Annotated in this window: 12 protein-coding genes; all 12 read right to left on the bottom strand. The window is 41.3% G+C overall.

Annotated elements, in window-relative coordinates; translation table 11 throughout:
• Window positions 1-6 precede the first annotated feature (6 nt).
• The 12 genes from folE to HF964_RS03290 all read right to left on the bottom strand — a co-directional run bounded on the left by folE (window position 7) and on the right by HF964_RS03290 (window position 16189).
• The gene (gene folE, locus HF964_RS03345) at window positions 7-576 is read right to left on the bottom strand and encodes a GTP cyclohydrolase I FolE (RefSeq protein ID WP_168721644.1); all 570 of its coding nucleotides are present in this window, start codon (window positions 574-576) and stop codon (window positions 7-9) included.
• The gene (folK, locus tag HF964_RS03340) at window positions 569-1072 is read right to left on the bottom strand and encodes a 2-amino-4-hydroxy-6-hydroxymethyldihydropteridine diphosphokinase (RefSeq protein ID WP_168721643.1); all 504 of its coding nucleotides are present in this window, start codon (window positions 1070-1072) and stop codon (window positions 569-571) included. Before folK ends, folE begins: the two co-directional genes overlap by 8 nt.
• Window positions 1065-1430 (bottom strand): dihydroneopterin aldolase, encoded by a 366-nt coding sequence (folB, locus tag HF964_RS03335; protein ID WP_168721642.1) that lies wholly within the window; start codon window positions 1428-1430, stop codon window positions 1065-1067. Before folB ends, folK begins: the two co-directional genes overlap by 8 nt.
• 213 nt (window positions 1431-1643) lie before the next feature.
• The gene (locus HF964_RS03330; RefSeq protein WP_168721641.1) at window positions 1644-8789 is read right to left on the bottom strand and encodes a mucin-binding protein; all 7146 of its coding nucleotides are present in this window, start codon (window positions 8787-8789) and stop codon (window positions 1644-1646) included.
• A gap of 221 nt (window positions 8790-9010) precedes the next feature.
• Window positions 9011-9406 (bottom strand): VOC family protein, encoded by a 396-nt coding sequence (locus HF964_RS03325; RefSeq protein ID WP_168721640.1) that lies wholly within the window; start codon window positions 9404-9406, stop codon window positions 9011-9013.
• Between the two features lie 18 nt (window positions 9407-9424).
• The gene (locus HF964_RS03320) at window positions 9425-10183 is read right to left on the bottom strand and encodes a DUF6198 family protein (protein WP_168721639.1); all 759 of its coding nucleotides are present in this window, start codon (window positions 10181-10183) and stop codon (window positions 9425-9427) included.
• Window positions 10184-11185 (bottom strand): zinc-dependent alcohol dehydrogenase family protein, encoded by a 1002-nt coding sequence (locus HF964_RS03315; RefSeq protein WP_168721638.1) that lies wholly within the window; start codon window positions 11183-11185, stop codon window positions 10184-10186. It abuts the gene before it with no gap.
• Window positions 11186-11237: 52 nt separating this feature from the next.
• A complete protein-coding gene (locus HF964_RS03310) occupies window positions 11238-12116 on the bottom strand; it encodes an ROK family protein (RefSeq protein ID WP_168721637.1) in 879 nt (292 codons plus the stop codon).
• Window positions 12117-12670: 554 nt separating this feature from the next.
• Entirely contained in the window at window positions 12671-13399 is a 729-nt protein-coding gene (locus HF964_RS03305; protein WP_168721636.1) for a GntR family transcriptional regulator, read from the bottom strand.
• Window positions 13400-13549: 150 nt separating this feature from the next.
• On the bottom strand, window positions 13550-14224 hold the full coding sequence (locus HF964_RS03300) for an HD domain-containing protein (protein WP_246220236.1): 675 nt from the start codon (window positions 14222-14224) through the stop codon (window positions 13550-13552).
• Window positions 14225-14235: 11 nt separating this feature from the next.
• On the bottom strand, window positions 14236-14733 hold the full coding sequence (locus HF964_RS03295; protein ID WP_168721635.1) for an aminoacyl-tRNA deacylase: 498 nt from the start codon (window positions 14731-14733) through the stop codon (window positions 14236-14238).
• Between the two features lie 13 nt (window positions 14734-14746).
• The gene (locus HF964_RS03290; RefSeq protein ID WP_168721634.1) at window positions 14747-16189 is read right to left on the bottom strand and encodes an MDR family MFS transporter; all 1443 of its coding nucleotides are present in this window, start codon (window positions 16187-16189) and stop codon (window positions 14747-14749) included.
• Between the last annotated feature and the right edge of the window lie 72 nt (window positions 16190-16261).

The raw sequence follows: 16261 nt of genomic DNA, 5'->3' as shown, positions 1-16261 counted from the left end.
CTACTGTTATTTAGTTGTCCGCTGTAAAAATTCGCGTTTTAATTCCTTATCTTCCTTAAATGAACCTAAGTAATAACTAGTTTCTGTCATTACACCTGGCTTTTGAATTCCTCGCATTTCAACACACATGTGGCGGGCTGCAATTGATACAGCAACACCTTTGGGCGCTAAAATCCGCGTTAATTCTTGGGCGATATTAACCGTCATGCGTTCTTGAACATTGGGCCGTTTTGCACAATATTCAACTAAGCGTGGAATCTTACTCAAACCAATCACGTTATTATCGCCGGGCACGTAAGCCACATTGACCATGCCATAGAATGGTAATAAGTGGTGTTCGCACATTGAGTAAAATGGAATGTCTTTTAATAAAACCATTTCCGTTGTTTCATCAACTGGAAAAACTTTGTAATTATCAAATTCGGGTGCGGTAACTGATGAAAAAACTTCACTATACATCTTGGCAACCCGTGCCGGGGTTTCTTGAATTCCTTCGCGCTCGGGGTCTTCACCAATCGCTTCTAAAATCATTTTAACGGCTATTTGTATCTTTTCTTGGCTTTTTGTATCAATCATTGTTAAGAACTAACTCTCCTACTTTATTAATCCAACTAGTATCTTTATTTTCGGCTAAAGCCGCTTGAACTTGCGTTAACACAGCGGGATCATCTTGGGCAATTTCTTGGACTGGTAATAAGACAAAATTGCGTTCTGCTGCATGGGGATGAGGAACTTGTAAGTCAGGCAGATCAATCACACAATCACCCCAATAAGCGATGTCTAAATCAATCGTACGGGGGCCCCAATGGACTAGGCGTTCGCGATGCAAGGCTTGTTCAACCGCATGCAGCGTCGCTAATAATTCCAACGGCGTTAACGTTGTCGTCAATGCCACCGCGATATTATTAAAGTTAGCCTGCTCCCGATTCCCCCATGGTTCAGTTTCATAAATGGCAGAAACGGCGGTCACATTCACGCCTGGTTGGGCTTGTAATTCCGTCACAGCGGCACGCAAATTAGCTTCGCGGTCGCCGATATTCCCACCGATACTTAAATATACTTGCTCAGTCATTTTGCGTACCTGACACTTCAATCTCAACATCATCAAAAATCCCCGGCATTGGGACGCTGAACTTGCGAATCTTCAACGTAATGCGCGGCGCCGTTGGATAATTGTGGAGTAACGTTGCCAATAGTTCATTAGCCAATGATTCGATTAATTGATATGCATGTGTGTGCACAAATTTATCAATATCAGCGCGGACATCAGCGTAACTAATCGTTGTACTTAAATCATCGTTGTGCACGGCCGTTTCAATTGGGTAATCCAATTCAACGTCAATGGCAATTTGTTGGCCATTTTTGCGTTCTTCCGGAAGGACCCCGTTAAAAGTATGAAATCGTAAATTATGAATTCGAATAGCACCCATTTGTGTACCCTCCATGGTTTTTCATTTTTAGTTTATAACTCTAGATTATACCAAAATTATGGCTCATTAATGATTGTCGCCGAATAAAAATTATAATTTATCCAACAAAAGTTCGGCTTACCTACTTAACAACAAACAACCCGTCCGAATATTAGCATTCGCACGGGTTGGCCTTTTTATATCAAACTAACAAACATTTGTAACATCATTTACTTATTTTCCATGGTTCCGGCGCTTAATCCCTAACAAACCTAAACCAGCCGTAATCACACCAAGAACACCGGCCCAGATTGTAGCTGAACTTGCTTGTTCATCTGTGGCTGGGAGTGTTTGGGTATGCTTATCAGCATTATTGATTTGGTGTTGAGGATCCACGGGCATCACTTGAATCGGCGTCGTTTTATCGGGATCATTATGCTTTGGCGTCACGTGTTTATCAGGCCAATTTGGCGTCACATGATGATTAGGATCATGATGTGGTGGAATTACTGGCGTGATTGGGGTCTTAGTCTTGGCATAAACCACCGTAAAGTTGAGGTTATTACTTGCACGGGTAACTAATTGTTGCCCAACTTGGCTTAAACTACTTGCCGGTGCATTATTACTAATAACTTGGTAACCCTTAACTTGCGGATTAGTCACAGCGGCAAACGCCTTACTATTAGCTAAGACCCAAGCGCGATCAACTGGCGTGCCATCTGCATTCAAGGCAATTGACTTAGCCGCTTGTGCCACGTAGATTTTGACACTGCCATCAACAGGATTAGTTACCGTTAAGAATGTAATTGCGGGGCCTTGGTATGACTGTGCAACTTGACGACCGTGTTGGTCAACGTACTTAATCGTTTCGGTGATCGTCTTAGTTGTGGCGGTGTAAGCTGGGGCATAAACGACCGTGAAGCTCATTGACTCACTATTGATATCAACTTTTTGACTACCCACTTGGCGTAAATCACCACCTGGGGCATCATTGCTAATGACTTTGTAGCCCTTAACTTGCGGATGGATGACCGCATCAAAGGTTGCCCCATTGACTTCTTGCCAGCCATCCCCAATTGGTAAGCCATGCCCATTTAAGGTCACGTTGTAGTGATCGCCAAAGGCCACAAAGGTCCGAGTAACCCCGCCAAATGGACTGGTCACGACAACGACATTAATTTGGGGTGCCCCGTAAGTTGGGGCCAATTGCTTACCTTTTTGATCAACATAGTGAATCGTTTCATTCAACGGATTGACAACATACGTGTAGCCGGCACGATAAACGACCGTAAAGTCCAAATTATCACTCATTGGAGTGACGGTTTGCGTGCCAATTTGTTGAAAATCACTATTCGGTGCACTTACGTGATCAACAACATAACCTGGAATCTTAAGGTGGGCCAAAGCACTAAAGTCAGCTTGCGATGCCCGTTGCCAATCACCAGTTGGCACGCCATTTTCACCAAGCATGGCCGTTGCTAAGGTCCGTGATACGTACACTTGATCTTGGCCCGTCGTGGGGTTTGTCACCGTCAAGAAGTGGACCGGCGTGTTAGTAACCGGCGTTGCCAACACGGTTCCCTCGGTATCAACATAGTGTACCGTTTCGGTAATCGTCTTGGTTGTAGCTGTGTAAGCTGGGGCATAAACGACCGTGTAGTCTAAATCATCATTAGCTGGAGTGACCGTTTTTGCTGTAATCCGTTGTAAATCATTTTCACTGGCCGTTGTTTTAATAACCTTAAAGGCTTTGATTTGTGGGTGAGTAACGGCATCAAAATCAGCCGAATTAGCTAATTGCCAACCGCTATCAACCGGTATGCCATTAGCCGTTAAAGTCGTTGCGGTCGCGGTGCGTGATGTGTAAATTTGTTTACTATCATTTTTACTATTAGTGACCGTTAAGAAATTAATTGCGGGGCCATGATAGGCATCGGCGAGTTTATTCCCTTGTTGGTCAACATAGTGAATGGTTTGATGAACGGTTTTTAGCGTTGCTTGATAAGCGACTGGTTGTTCATCTGGGGCATAGACAACCCGGAAGTTCAAATCATCACTTGTTGACGTCACGACTTGGGCCGCCACCTGGGTCAAATCACTATCAGGCGCCGAATTGCTAAGCACATGGTAGCCGATAATCGTTGGGTTAACGACCGCCTCATATTGTGCCTGCTCCGCAACTTGCCAATCTTTATCTAGCGGCTTACCATCTGGATCGAGTAACGTTGACGTCGCCGTTTCCGTAGCATAAACCGTCTTAGTACCGTCAGCCACATTCGTAACGGTCATAAAAGTAATTGGTAAGCTTTGGTATTTCGGTGCTAAAGTATTCCCATTTTGATCGACATATTCAATCGTTTCACGGACCGTTTTCGTGGCCACTTGGTATGGCGCATTCGTATCGGGAGCATAGATGACCGTGAAGTTCAAATTACCGCTATCAGGGGTGACCTTTTGGGCGCTAACTTGGCTTAAATCACTATTCGGAGCATCATTGCTGAGCACTTTGTAGCCATTAAATTGCGGATTAACAATCGCATCAAACTGCGGATTATCCGCTAATTGCCAATCAGCCATTTGGGGCACGCCATTTGTATCCAATTTGAACTTGGTTGTGGTCGTTGAAATATACGTCTTGGTTGAGCCATCAAACGGACTGGTCACTACTAAGAACGTAATTGGCGTGGCAACATAATCTTTGACCAGTGCTTCCCCGTGTTGATCAACATAGTTAATCGTTTCCGTCACCGTATTAACAGCCGTCGTGTAGTTGGCCTGATAAACCACATTAAAGGTTAAATCGGTATCTTTAACATCCACTGTTTGCACCGCCACATGCTTCAAATCACTATTGGGCGCATCATTGCTGATTACGCGGTACCCATTAATCGCTGGATTAGTAACGGCGGCAAAATCTTCTTTCGTACCTAAGGTCCAAGCATTCCCCATTGGTACGCCGTTATCATCTAATTCAGCCGTGGTGGCAGTCGTTGAATAGTACGTCTTTGTACTACCATCAAACGGACTCGTAACAGTAATAAAGTTAATCGGCGTACCTTGCTTAGCGGGAGCGAGCACTTTCCCCGCTTCATCGATATAATTAATCGTTTCATGTAATGTCTTTGGCGTTTGCGTATAGGCGGGCGCATAGACGACAGTTAACGTTAAATCAGCATCCCCAGCTTGCACAGTTTGGGTTCCCACGTGCGTTAAATCACTATTTTTAGCATCGGTACTAATTACTTGATAGTTCGTAACGGTTGGATTAGTTACGGCCGCAAAATCAGCCTGGTTGCCAAGGGTCCAATCACTTCCTTGCGGTGCCCCATTGGCATCTAACGTAAATAAAGCGGTTGTCGTTGAATAGTACGTCTTCGTGATCCCATCAACGGGATTAGTGACCGTTACAAAGTTAATTGGGGTGGCATGCTTTTGCGTGGCGACCACATTACCTTTACGGTCAACATAATTAATCGTTTCATTAATTGTGGTCACTTTAGTCGTATAAACCGGTGCATACACCACCGTGTAGTTCAGATTATCATTAGTTGGCGTCACATTTTGGTGAGCCACCGTTGTCAAATCACTATTCGGCGCATCGTTGCTAACAACTTGATAGCCATCAAGGGTTGGGTTAGCAATTGCATCAAAGGTATGTTGCGAACCAAGCGTCCAATCGCCACTTGGCACCCCATTATTATCCAACGTCGCACTCGTTTGCGTTAATGAATAATACGTTTGCGTCTTAGTGCTATCAGTCGGATCGGTTACGGTTAAAAAGGTTACCGCAGTTGGTTGGGCTTGGGCATGAATTACTTTACCATTTTGGTCGACATAATTGACGGTTTCATTAATCGTCTTCGTCGTTTGTGTATAAGCCGGCGCATAGACCACCGTAAAGTTCAAATCAGTTCCGTTGACGAGCACGGTTTGTTGGGCAACTTTGGTCAAGTCACCTTGGCTATCACTGTTGCTAATAACTTGGTAACCCGTAATATCAGGATTGAGTACGGCCGCAAAATCAAAGGCCCCGGCTTCGGTCCATTGCGTTAAATCAGGCACCCCATCAGCATTAACATCGGCGGTGGTCGCCGTTGTTGAATAATACGTCTTGGCGGTGCCATCATTGGCATTCATAATCGTTACAAACCGGACTTGCTTAGCCACTTTTTGACTAATTTCAGTCCCATTTTGATTTATATAGTGAATCGTTTCGTTAATTGGTTTAATCGCTTGGGTGTAACTTGATTGGAAATCTTTTGTGTATAACACGGTAAAATTCAAATCAGCACTATCAGCCGTGACACTTTGCTTAGTAACCGCAGTCAAATCACTATTGGGCGCATCATTACTAAAAATCTTGTAATGCCCAACAATCGGATTGGTAACTTCACTAAAGGGGGCCGTGGCACTGTTATTCCAAAAGCCATCCGTTGGGATCCCATAGTCATTCAAAGCACTATCCGCATTCGCTTTTGAATAGTATGTTTGAGTTGTGCCATCAACTGGATTAGTCACCATCAAGAAATAAATCTTCGCGGTGTTAGCCGGAAAGACATTGCTCCGATCATCCTTATCGAGGTAGTGAATCGTTTCGGTCACAGTTTTGGTGGTTTTCGTAAAGAGTGGAGCGTACTTAACTGTAATATTAATATCACTACTATTGGGGTTGACAGTTTGGGTGCCCACTTGCGTCAAGTCACTGTTGGCACCGTCATTACTAATAATTTTGTAGTTGGCGACTTGCGGATTGGTAACTGCATCAAATGTAAATTGATTACCAGTCTGCCAAGCATCCCCCGTTGGGACGCCATTTTTATCCAAGGTCGCCGTCGTAGCGGTTGTTGAATAATAAGTTACCGCACTCCCATCAAGTTGATTGGTGACCGTCAAAAAGTTAACTGGTACAGCGACTTTTTTATCAGCCACCGGTTGCCCATTCAAATCAACATAGTTAATCGTGGCATGAATCGTGTTAATTTTTTGTTGATAAGCGGGGCCATAGACGACGGTGTAGTTCAAATCATTGGTCGTTGGGCTAACCGTTTGCGCACTAACTTGCGTCAAATCACTATTCGGGGCATCCGTACTAAGGACTTGATAGTTGGCAATATTAGGATGGGCAACGGCTGCAAAATTAGTTTGGTTGCCAACATGCCAGTCCCCTTTTGGCACCCCTCCATTATCAAGGTTGGCAATGGTGGTCGTCGTTGAGTAATACGTAATTTGCGTGCCATCAAGCGGATTTGTGACGGTCACAAAATTAATCGGCGTGGCGGTCGTCTTGTTAGCAATTACCGTTCCAGCTTGATTAACGTAATTAATCGTTTCATTAACCGTCTTACTTGTTTGGGTATAGGCCGGACCGTAGACGACCGTAAAGTTCAAATCATTATCCGAGCTCTTAACGGTTTGTAAGGCCACCTTGGTGAAATCACTATTCGGCGCATCCGTACTAATAACTTTATATTTATCAATCACGGGATTAGTAACGGCCGCAAAATCGGCATTTGAAGCCAAGACCCAATTCTTGTCGACGGGCGTCCCATCTTCTTTCAATGTCTGATCGGTTACACCATTTTTGGCGAGGTATACTTTAACCGTATTATCAACCGGATTAGTGACCTTCATAAAAGTTAACGGTGTTCCTTTAACACTGGCGGCCAAAGTTTTGCCATTGGCATCAACGTATTTAATCGTTTCATTGATTGTTTTAGTTGCGGCTTGGTAATCTGGTGCGTAAACATAAATTACATCCCCGTTATCACCAGGTTCCCCTAACTGACCACTCGTTGCAATACTTGCCGTACCAGTTGCAGAACCATTATCGAGTCGTAAGAATTTATAACCGGCAATATTTAATTGCGTTGTTTGATATGTACCGTTTTTGTAAGGGCCATTCGGATACGTAACGGTTCCTTTGGCTAACGGATTACCCTTGGTATCGACATATTTTACATCGACCGTCGCGGCTTGATTAAACGTAAAACTGTTAATTTTAAATTGTTGTAAGTTAGTATTAGCCCCGGTTGACGCTGAAACAATCATTGCCATCACATCTTGGGGACTACTGATTTTAGTTGTCCAAGTCAAAATTTTGCCACTAGTTTCAGTGAATTTAATTGTGACCATTTTCGTTGCACTATCGTAATGGGCTGAATAATCGTGGAATTGACCATTCAAATCACTAGCATCTAAGCCTTGGACTAAAGTTGTGTCCGTCACAGCCCACCACCGTTGATAGTAACGGCCATCAGTTGCCATTATCTGCCGATTTTCGGTCCGCACAATCGCCCCAAATTGTTTTGCGGCATCGGCTGGATCATTAGCCCAACCAAAGCCATTAGATTGATTAGGTTTAATTTGTTCCCCAGGTTTGGCAATATTAGGATTTTGGTAATCATTGTGGTACGTATCTAGCTTAAAGGCAATCGCATTTTGCAAACCACCAATCCCTAAGTTCCCCCCTGAATTACCAACATCATCGGTACTCCCGGTGTGCAGGGCAAAGGCAATCCCATCGGCGCCCCCAGCCCCAGACGTTTTCTTACCTAGGTTAATTGAACCGGTTAGGGTAAAGTCGTTGTTCAAGTCAATTTTACTCTTTAAAGAAAAGTTCCCGACTTGGTCACGAATATCTTGGGTCAACGTCACAATCCCCGTATTGGCATCATAAGTCGCTGAACCGTTTAATTTAAAGTAATCCAAAAAATTAGTCTTATTAACTTGTGTTAGTTCGATTGCCCCGGCTTTAGGGGCGACGGCGGTAAATCGTTTAACTAATTCTTGATATGACACTTGCGCTTTAGGTGTTGCTACTTTGGTCGGTGCTGCCTTAGGTTTTGCATTGGGTGCTTTAACCACTGTTTTAGGGGCTCCACTCGTTACTTTAGCGACCACACTGCTAGGTGCTTGGCTTGTCGCCGTTGAGCTGGGCGCTGCTGAACTTGGTGCCACACTCGCCGTTGAGTTGGGGGTTGCTGAACTTGGTGCCACACTCGCCGTTGAGCTGGGCACTGCTGAACTTGGTGCCACACTCGCCGTTGAGCTGGGCACTGCTGAACTTGGTGCCACACTCGCCGTTGAGTTGGGGGTTGCTGAACTTGGTGCCACACTCGCCGTTGAGTTGGGCGCTGCTGAACTTGGTGTGCCACTCACACTAGTAGCCGGGGCCGCATTACTAGTAGCTGCACTTATTGGCGTTTGTGGTGCACCACTTGCCCCCACTGGCGTACTACTAGTGGCCGTTGCTGCCGTAGTTAGTTCATCCCCATGAACTTGCGTTGGATTGGTCGTAACGGTTACCCCTAAGACTGCAACCCCCGCAACCAACCACAATTTACCTGATTTATACATTTTGAAACGGACTTTAGTTTCCATATTTATTCCCCCAAATAAACAAATTTTCATAAACAAGTTAATTAATATTGCCCTAAATCTGCAATACTATTTAATTTAATATCTGTGACAAGTATAACTTAAACCACTATTTTTTGTCGTTTTAAACCCTTTAGGGATACCAAAAAATCCCCCTGAGATTCATTAATCTGCAAGAGGATTTACATAATTTTTATTTAAGGAGGGCCAAGCTTTGCTAGACCTTAGTCAGTGAGAATTTGACAAAATTCAATCACTTCATGGTTTGGGCCTAAGATATTGAAGTATTTAATACCATGCGCCCAAAATGATGGGATGCTTTGAATTTCGTGATCAATTAATTCTAAGCCTTTTGCTTGCACCGCTGCAAAGGTACCCTCAATGTTAGTTGTATCAAGGGAAATGTGGTTAATGGCGCCGTTAGTCTTAGTTACGGCATCCCCCGTCCATGATTCAATCACAACATTATCAAGCTTCATAAAGACACATTGGTTCGCCCCGTTTGGAAATAACCCTGCTTGCTTGAAACCTAAAGCTTCATAGAATGCAATTGTTGCTTGCAAATCATCAGTTGGAATTCCAATATGTTGAATTCCAGTTACATATTCATTAATCGCCATTTGCTTACTCCTATTTTTTTATTTAGAGCTAACTTCTACTGCTTGGTGCTTTAACTTAGGAAATACGAATCGATCAGCGATTCCTGTAATTCCACCTTGGAATAAAAAGGCAAAAATTGTGCCTAAACCAAAGTTAGTAAAGCTACGTGTAATCACCAAGGCAATTACTGCCAAAATTGTTGGTGGAATATATGAAGCCCACATTGCTTTAGCCGCATGCCCATTAAAGTATTTAAAGCGTAAAATCTGCATTAAATCATCAGCCGGGTGTAATACTAAGTTGACCCGTTGATAAATTGAAATAGCAATAGCAATTAAAGCCACTCCAACAAAGTTAAGGGCAACATACAACCCAATCATCACTGGTGTTGTTGCATCTGGCATCCCGGCAAAAATCGTAGCATATTTTCCTAAAAAGAAATCGGAAAATACTTGAATCAATGCTGAAAAGGGCAACATAAAGGCTAAATTACCTAGCGCTTTTTTCAATGAAAAATGGCCCATTAAAATCGCATTTAATATAATTGTCAATATACCAACGATAAAGAAGGCCCAAAATAAGTTAAACCCAATCGCATTCGCTAAATTAGCAGTAGCTGCCGTCCAGTAAGCCGAGCCTAAAAAGCCCGGATGAATTTTAGCACTAGTAACAAGCGTTAAGACATTACCAACGGAATTAATCACTAATGATATTACAAAAAATATCAGTGATTGGGCCATTGATATTGTACGCGGTGCCGTTGTTATGGTAGGTGTTGCTTGACTTTTAGCATACATTTATTCACCCACTTTAACGACTGCTTTACTTACTCCCTTAACTTCACCTTCAAGGTATTGTGTTACCTCGGCCAATGATGGTTCATGACTAATCAATGGTAAAATATCTAATTTACCATTTGCTAACAATGCAATTGAGTCTTCAAAAGTGTCTGGATTAATAAATGAACCTTGAATCGTTAATTGCTTTTGGAAGACTTCATAAGTATTCATCTTGAATGTTTGATTAGGTTTACCAACCCCAAACATCAAAACTTGGGCCCCTTTGACCGTTGCTTCAATTGCTTGTTCTTGGGTTTGTGGCAAACCAACGGCTTCAATCACGATATCATATTCAGCAGGAATACTTTCTTTAGTTGTATTAATCGTCTTGCGCACCCCGAAACGTTCCTTGTTGAGGGCTAATTTATCATCAAAAATCCCAGCCAAATCAACACTACCAACACCATAAGCTCGTAAGATTTGAACAAATAATTGTCCCATAAAACCATCACCAATAACTAAGGCCTTTTGGTATTGTGTTAAATTCAACATCTTAATTCCATGGACTGCACATGAGATTGGTTCAATAGCCGCAGCAGCCTTTAAATCAACATTTTCAGGTACAACGTATACTTGTGCAGCAGGTGCCGTAAAGTACTCTTCCAAGCCACCATTACGTGTTACCCCAACTGCTGATAAGTGTTCACAAAGTTCCTTTCGGCCCGTCCGACAATATTGACATTGGCCACAATAGATATTTGGATCAACACTGACATGATCGCCAACTTTAACATTAGTTACACCTTCACCAACTGCTGCAACAATTCCTGAGTTTTCATGCCCCAAAACAATTGGTGGTACCGCTGGTGCTGAACCTGGTAAACCATTATACAAGGCATGGTCAGTCCCACAAATTCCGGCATATTTTGCTTCAATAAGAACTTCATATGGTTTTGGTGTTGGTTTTTCAATATCTTGAATTTCCATCTTTTTAATATCTGTTAAAACTAAAGCTTTCATCGTGTGTCTCTCCTTCTTTTCTATTAATCTACGTTTGTTATTAAACTACGACTTACTCTTGGTACTCCTTAAGTGCTAATGCATAATCACCAAATGTAGCTGAACCATTTGACTTCAAAGCAGGCATGACAAGGTAACGCTTTAAATCACCAACTTGAACATAATCATTCATCAAGGTTTTAAATTGATCACGAATTTTTTCCAAGAAGGCTTCACTAACCACACCGCCACCAAAGACAATTTTGCCTGGGCGAAGAGTTAAGGTTGTTTGCATTGCTGCTTGGGCAATGTAGTAGGCCATAATGTCCCAGGTTGGATCATCTAATGGCACTTCACGGCCGGGCTTGTTAAGCCGTGCATCAAAAGTTGGTCCAGCAACAAGGCCTTCCAAACAATCGCCATGGAATGGGCAAATTCCGGCAAAGTCAAGGTCATCAGGGTGGCGTTTAACACTCACATGGCCCATTTCGGGGTGACCTGTTTCACCAACAAAGTGCCCATCAATCACAATCCCTGCTCCAACTCCAGTTCCGATGGTGTAGTAAACTAATGAATCAAGCTTTTCATTAGCCAATGTTGACATGACATATTCACCATAAGCTGATCCGTTAACATCAGTTGTCCAGTAAACTGGTACATTATTCAAATGTTCTTGGATATAACCAACAAAGTTTGTATCTGCCCAGCCTGGCTTAGGCGTATTGGTAATGTAACCGTACTTTGGTGAATTCTTGCGAAGTTCGATAGGCCCAAATGATGAGATTGCAATTGCTTTCAAATCATCAAACTTAGCAAAGAATGCGACACATTGTGCCAATGTTTCAGCTGGTGTTGTTGTTGGGAAACTAGTCATCTCTTGGGTGCGGTAATCATCGTTACCGACCGCACATACAAATTTAGTTCCACCTGCTTCAATACTTCCTAACATCAAGACCCCGTCCTCCTAAAAATCCATCATTTTTATCTATTTAATTAACAAAATAAATTGTAATGCTAAATTGTTAAAATGTAAACGCTTTCTTATAATAAAAATGTATTATTAAATAAGTAAATAATAATTAGCAATTATTACTATTTTATCAAAAAGCTGTTCAATCTAATGAAACGGCTTTAAATCAAGGTTTATTATCATTTTAGTAATATTTTACAATTATAAAATTGCGGCATTAATCGAAATTAGCTTTAATTAAAACCCCAAAATAGCTATTTTTCACGCTAATAAGTTATAAAGCAGGTATATTCTTTAGATTTATTATTAGTTTTTTTAATAATAAACCTAAAAGCTAATTTAATATCAAGCACTCTAAACCAACAGTAAATTTTAGTAGCTCTTTGCGTTATCAAAATGTGTCCCAGAAGTCCGATATATTCGAAATGTCGACAAAAAAAGCTGGAAAAATAAATTTTCCCAGCTTTTTTACTAGTATTCTTAGCCTTGCCCGCCTTATGTATGCTAGTTGATTACTATTTTATTAACTATTTTAATTATTCTGAATCTAAGCTTACAAATGCATTGTATTTCATATATTTGTAGTGCAAACGCATCGATGAAACTTCAAATGGTGTTCCATCATCAAGGAAAAAGATTCCTTCCATTACACCAACCGGCTCTGTTTCAGATAAGCCTAATAGTTGTCGATCGCGCTCAGTTGACGGTTCCGCCATGACTGACATAAAAGATTTTGTCACGGATTTCTTTTTAGTATCTTCTACAAAATTAAAAATTGAATTAGTGACATTATCCATCCCCAGTTCTGGTAAAACTTTAATCGGAATAAACCCATTTTCAATCATAAATGGTTCCCCATCTAAACGCCGTAAACGTTGCAATTGATACACAAAATCACCGGGCGATAAAAATAATGCTTGCTGTAAATCTTCATCCGCGGGGATGACTTGAAAATTAAGAAGCTCAATTGAAGGTGCTCGCCCATCAATTCGATAACTATCTGTTACCCCAAGGTTTGAACCTTCATTGTGAAAAATTGGTTGATTTTTTAAATATAACGGATTAACAAATGTCCCTGAACCGCGCTTTTTAAAAATAATTCCTTGCCCGGCTAAGATATTAAGGGCGCGTTTGATCGATGAACGACTTACCCCATAACTCTCTGCTAATGAGCGTTCGTCTGGTAATTTCTTATCAGGAAATTCATTACTATAAATGCGTTTCTTCAAGTCATGCAACACCTGCATATAGATCACGTCAGCCATGAAGTTTTCCTTTCACTTCTTTGTATTATCTATGTCTTAATATTTGCCTACATAAAATATTATAGTCTAAATAAATTGGTGTGACCACCGTTATTTAAAATGATACCCAATTTTTTCATTGAAGCTACCAATTTCCGAAAGCATTCACCCTTATAAATCCATGCCATCCCATTCACGTTTAAAATCATTAAGATAATTTAGCATAATTTGTTGCCGCTTTTGCCCGATTTGCTTAGCATAATCCGTGTTCAAATAATCAACCAAGCGTAAGAGCTTTTCATAGAAATGATTAATCATCGTACTTTCATCTTGATTGCGGTATGCCTCTTTACTAATGTTGGTACGTGGTTTAATACTTGGATCATACATCTTACTACCGACATGACCGCCATAGACAAAGACTCGTGCAATGGCAATCGCGCCAATCGCATCTAAGCGATCTGCATCTTGCACAATCTGGCCATTAATATCAAGCGGTTTGGCCGTACTTGTTAATGATTTAGACCAGCTCATATTATCAATAATTGTAAAAATAGCCCGTTGATCATCTTTAGTCACGTTGATACTAGTTAGAAATTTAACAACTTTAGCTTTAGCGGCAGCCTGATCATCAAATAGCTTTTCATCATACGTATCATGCAAATAAGCTGCGGCAATCACAATAAACCGGTCAGCGGTTGGTTCTGTCTCCAAAATTCGCCCGGCAGTTTGAACAACCCGTTTAATATGGCTAAAATCATGACCACTAGTATCATGCTTTAAAACATTCGCTGCAAATGCCGCAATTGTACTATAGTTGTTACCACATCCATTAATCATCTCCATTGTCTGACTCCTTATTCTTCATGCCGTGTTAAATCAACAAATTCAGCATGGGTAAATGCCGCCAATTGTTTGGCATCAACTTTAATTGAACGGCCAAGTTCACCACCTGAAACAATAATTTCACCCATGTCTAAAGCAACTTGATCAATAAAAATTGGAAAATGTTTCGTTTGCCAAATACCAACTGGATTATTAGCACCATGAACATAGCCCGTTGTTTTGACTAAATCTTTGAGCGGAATCATCTCAACTTTTTTATTACCAGATGCCTGGGCTAATTTCTTTTCAGATAAATGGACATCTAAAGGTACACATCCAACTACTGGACCGGTAACATTACCCATTAAAGCTAATGTTTTATAAATTTGATGTTCATCTGTATCACCATGATCAAAGCGTGCAACTCCATGATCATCGTGGGTTGGAAAAACGATTGTTTCATAACTAACCTTTGCTTTATCAAGCATCTGTTCAGCTAAAGTCTTTTTTAATTTGGTTTTCTTTGCCATTTTTTACTCCATTCTACATAACACGATCATCAGCTGGGCGATAATGTCCATCGGCTTTTAGCAAGCGTGTTAACCCAGCAGCGATTAAAACTAAAATAGTGGCGACAAAATATGTCACTTGAATGCCGACTAGTTGATGTGCTGGTGCCACAACCCCACCATGCGCTGCTTGTTGCGCAACTAAGGACATAATTGTTATTAATGCTGCCGTCCCAAAGGAAGCAGCTAATTGACGAATGGTGGTAAACATTGCCGAACCATCCGCCACCATTTGAATTGGTAAAGCACTAAAAGCTTCTGTTTGAATTGGCATTGTAACAATCACTAAGCCGACTTGCCGAATAACTTGCCATAACATAATATATAAAATGCTACTATCCATATTCAGTAAGCCGAGCATAATTGTCCCGACAGCATTAATCAATAAGCCCACCAAGGTCAAATTTCGAGCGCCATATTTATCATATAATGTCCCACTAATTGGTGACAACAAAGCGGTAATTAACGAACCTGGTAGCAATACTAATCCTGATTCAAACGCTGAGCGCCCCATTACGACTTGCATATACAATGGTAGCAAAATTGCGCCACCATATAAAGCAATCATCAAGACGACATTAATAATGATGGCAACATTGAATTGCCGGTATTTAAGGACATTGAAGTTAACTAATCGTAGCTTGGCATGCGTTTGTTGATAAACAAATGCCATTGTAATTATCATACCAATTAAAATATATCCCCAAACAGCAAAGGCACCCCAGTCACCTGTCCCTGCATTTGAAAAACCAACTAACAATGAGCCCAGTCCTAAACTAGATAAGACAACCCCTAGAAAGTCAAATTTCAAAAATTTTTGCTCGCCAATATTGCGTAGTTTAAAAAAGGCAAAAATTAAATCCAAAAAAATTAAGGGCGCAACCATGAAAAATAAATTGCGCCAATTTGTATAAGTCACAATCCAACCAGATACCGTAGGCCCTAAAGTCGGTGCAAAGTTAAGTGCTAAACCGATAATTCCCATTGCACGGCCACGATGTTCAACGCTAAAAAGCTTCATAATAACTACATTCATCAAGGGGCCAAAAATCCCACCCCCCATTGCTTGAATCATCCGCCCAGTAATCAAGACTGGGTAATTTGGCGCCAATCCCGCAATTAAAGTTCCAATCCCAAAAATAGTTAATGCCGATAAATATAATTGCCGCGTTGTAAAACGTTGGATTAAAAAGGCCGTTAATGGGACCATCACACCATTAACTAACATATACCCATTGGTTAACCATTGTCCTAACGCGGCTGTAATATGAAAATCAGCCATAATACTTGGCAAGGCCGTATTCATCAAGGTTTGATTCAAAAAACCGATAAAAGTTCCAAGCATCAAAATCCCTAATACTTGTCGTGATGCCCGACTCGGGTTGTTACTATTACTTTCATCTATCTCTACTGCCATATAAATCCTCCATTTTCGCTATTTTGACTTTATATATTTATAACAAATATAGCCTTAACTTATCTAAAGATA

The organism is Periweissella fabalis, assembly GCF_012396505.1.
GTDB classification, from domain to species: domain Bacteria; phylum Bacillota; class Bacilli; order Lactobacillales; family Lactobacillaceae; genus Periweissella; species Periweissella fabalis.
Note: the sequence above shows the minus strand (reverse complement) of the source record. Positions and strands in the feature narration are given on the sequence as shown.

Bases quoted from the DNA above. Each gene is read 5' to 3' on its own strand.
- folE (WP_168721644.1), bottom strand. From the start codon at position 576: ATGATTGATACAAAAAGCCAAGAAAAGATACAAATAGCCGTTAAAATG.
- folK (WP_168721643.1), bottom strand. From the start codon at position 1,072: ATGACTGAGCAAGTATATTTAAGTATCGGTGGGAATATCGGCGACCGC.
- folB (WP_168721642.1), bottom strand. From the start codon at position 1,430: ATGGGTGCTATTCGAATTCATAATTTACGATTTCATACTTTTAACGGG.
- HF964_RS03330 (WP_168721641.1), bottom strand. From the start codon at position 8,789: ATGGAAACTAAAGTCCGTTTCAAAATGTATAAATCAGGTAAATTGTGG.
- HF964_RS03325 (WP_168721640.1), bottom strand. From the start codon at position 9,406: ATGGCGATTAATGAATATGTAACTGGAATTCAACATATTGGAATTCCA.
- HF964_RS03320 (WP_168721639.1), bottom strand. From the start codon at position 10,183: ATGTATGCTAAAAGTCAAGCAACACCTACCATAACAACGGCACCGCGT.
- HF964_RS03315 (WP_168721638.1), bottom strand. From the start codon at position 11,185: ATGAAAGCTTTAGTTTTAACAGATATTAAAAAGATGGAAATTCAAGAT.
- HF964_RS03305 (WP_168721636.1), bottom strand. From the start codon at position 13,399: ATGGCTGACGTGATCTATATGCAGGTGTTGCATGACTTGAAGAAACGC.
- HF964_RS03300 (WP_246220236.1), bottom strand. From the start codon at position 14,224: ATGGAGATGATTAATGGATGTGGTAACAACTATAGTACAATTGCGGCA.
- HF964_RS03295 (WP_168721635.1), bottom strand. From the start codon at position 14,733: ATGGCAAAGAAAACCAAATTAAAAAAGACTTTAGCTGAACAGATGCTT.
- HF964_RS03290 (WP_168721634.1), bottom strand. From the start codon at position 16,189: ATGGCAGTAGAGATAGATGAAAGTAATAGTAACAACCCGAGTCGGGCA.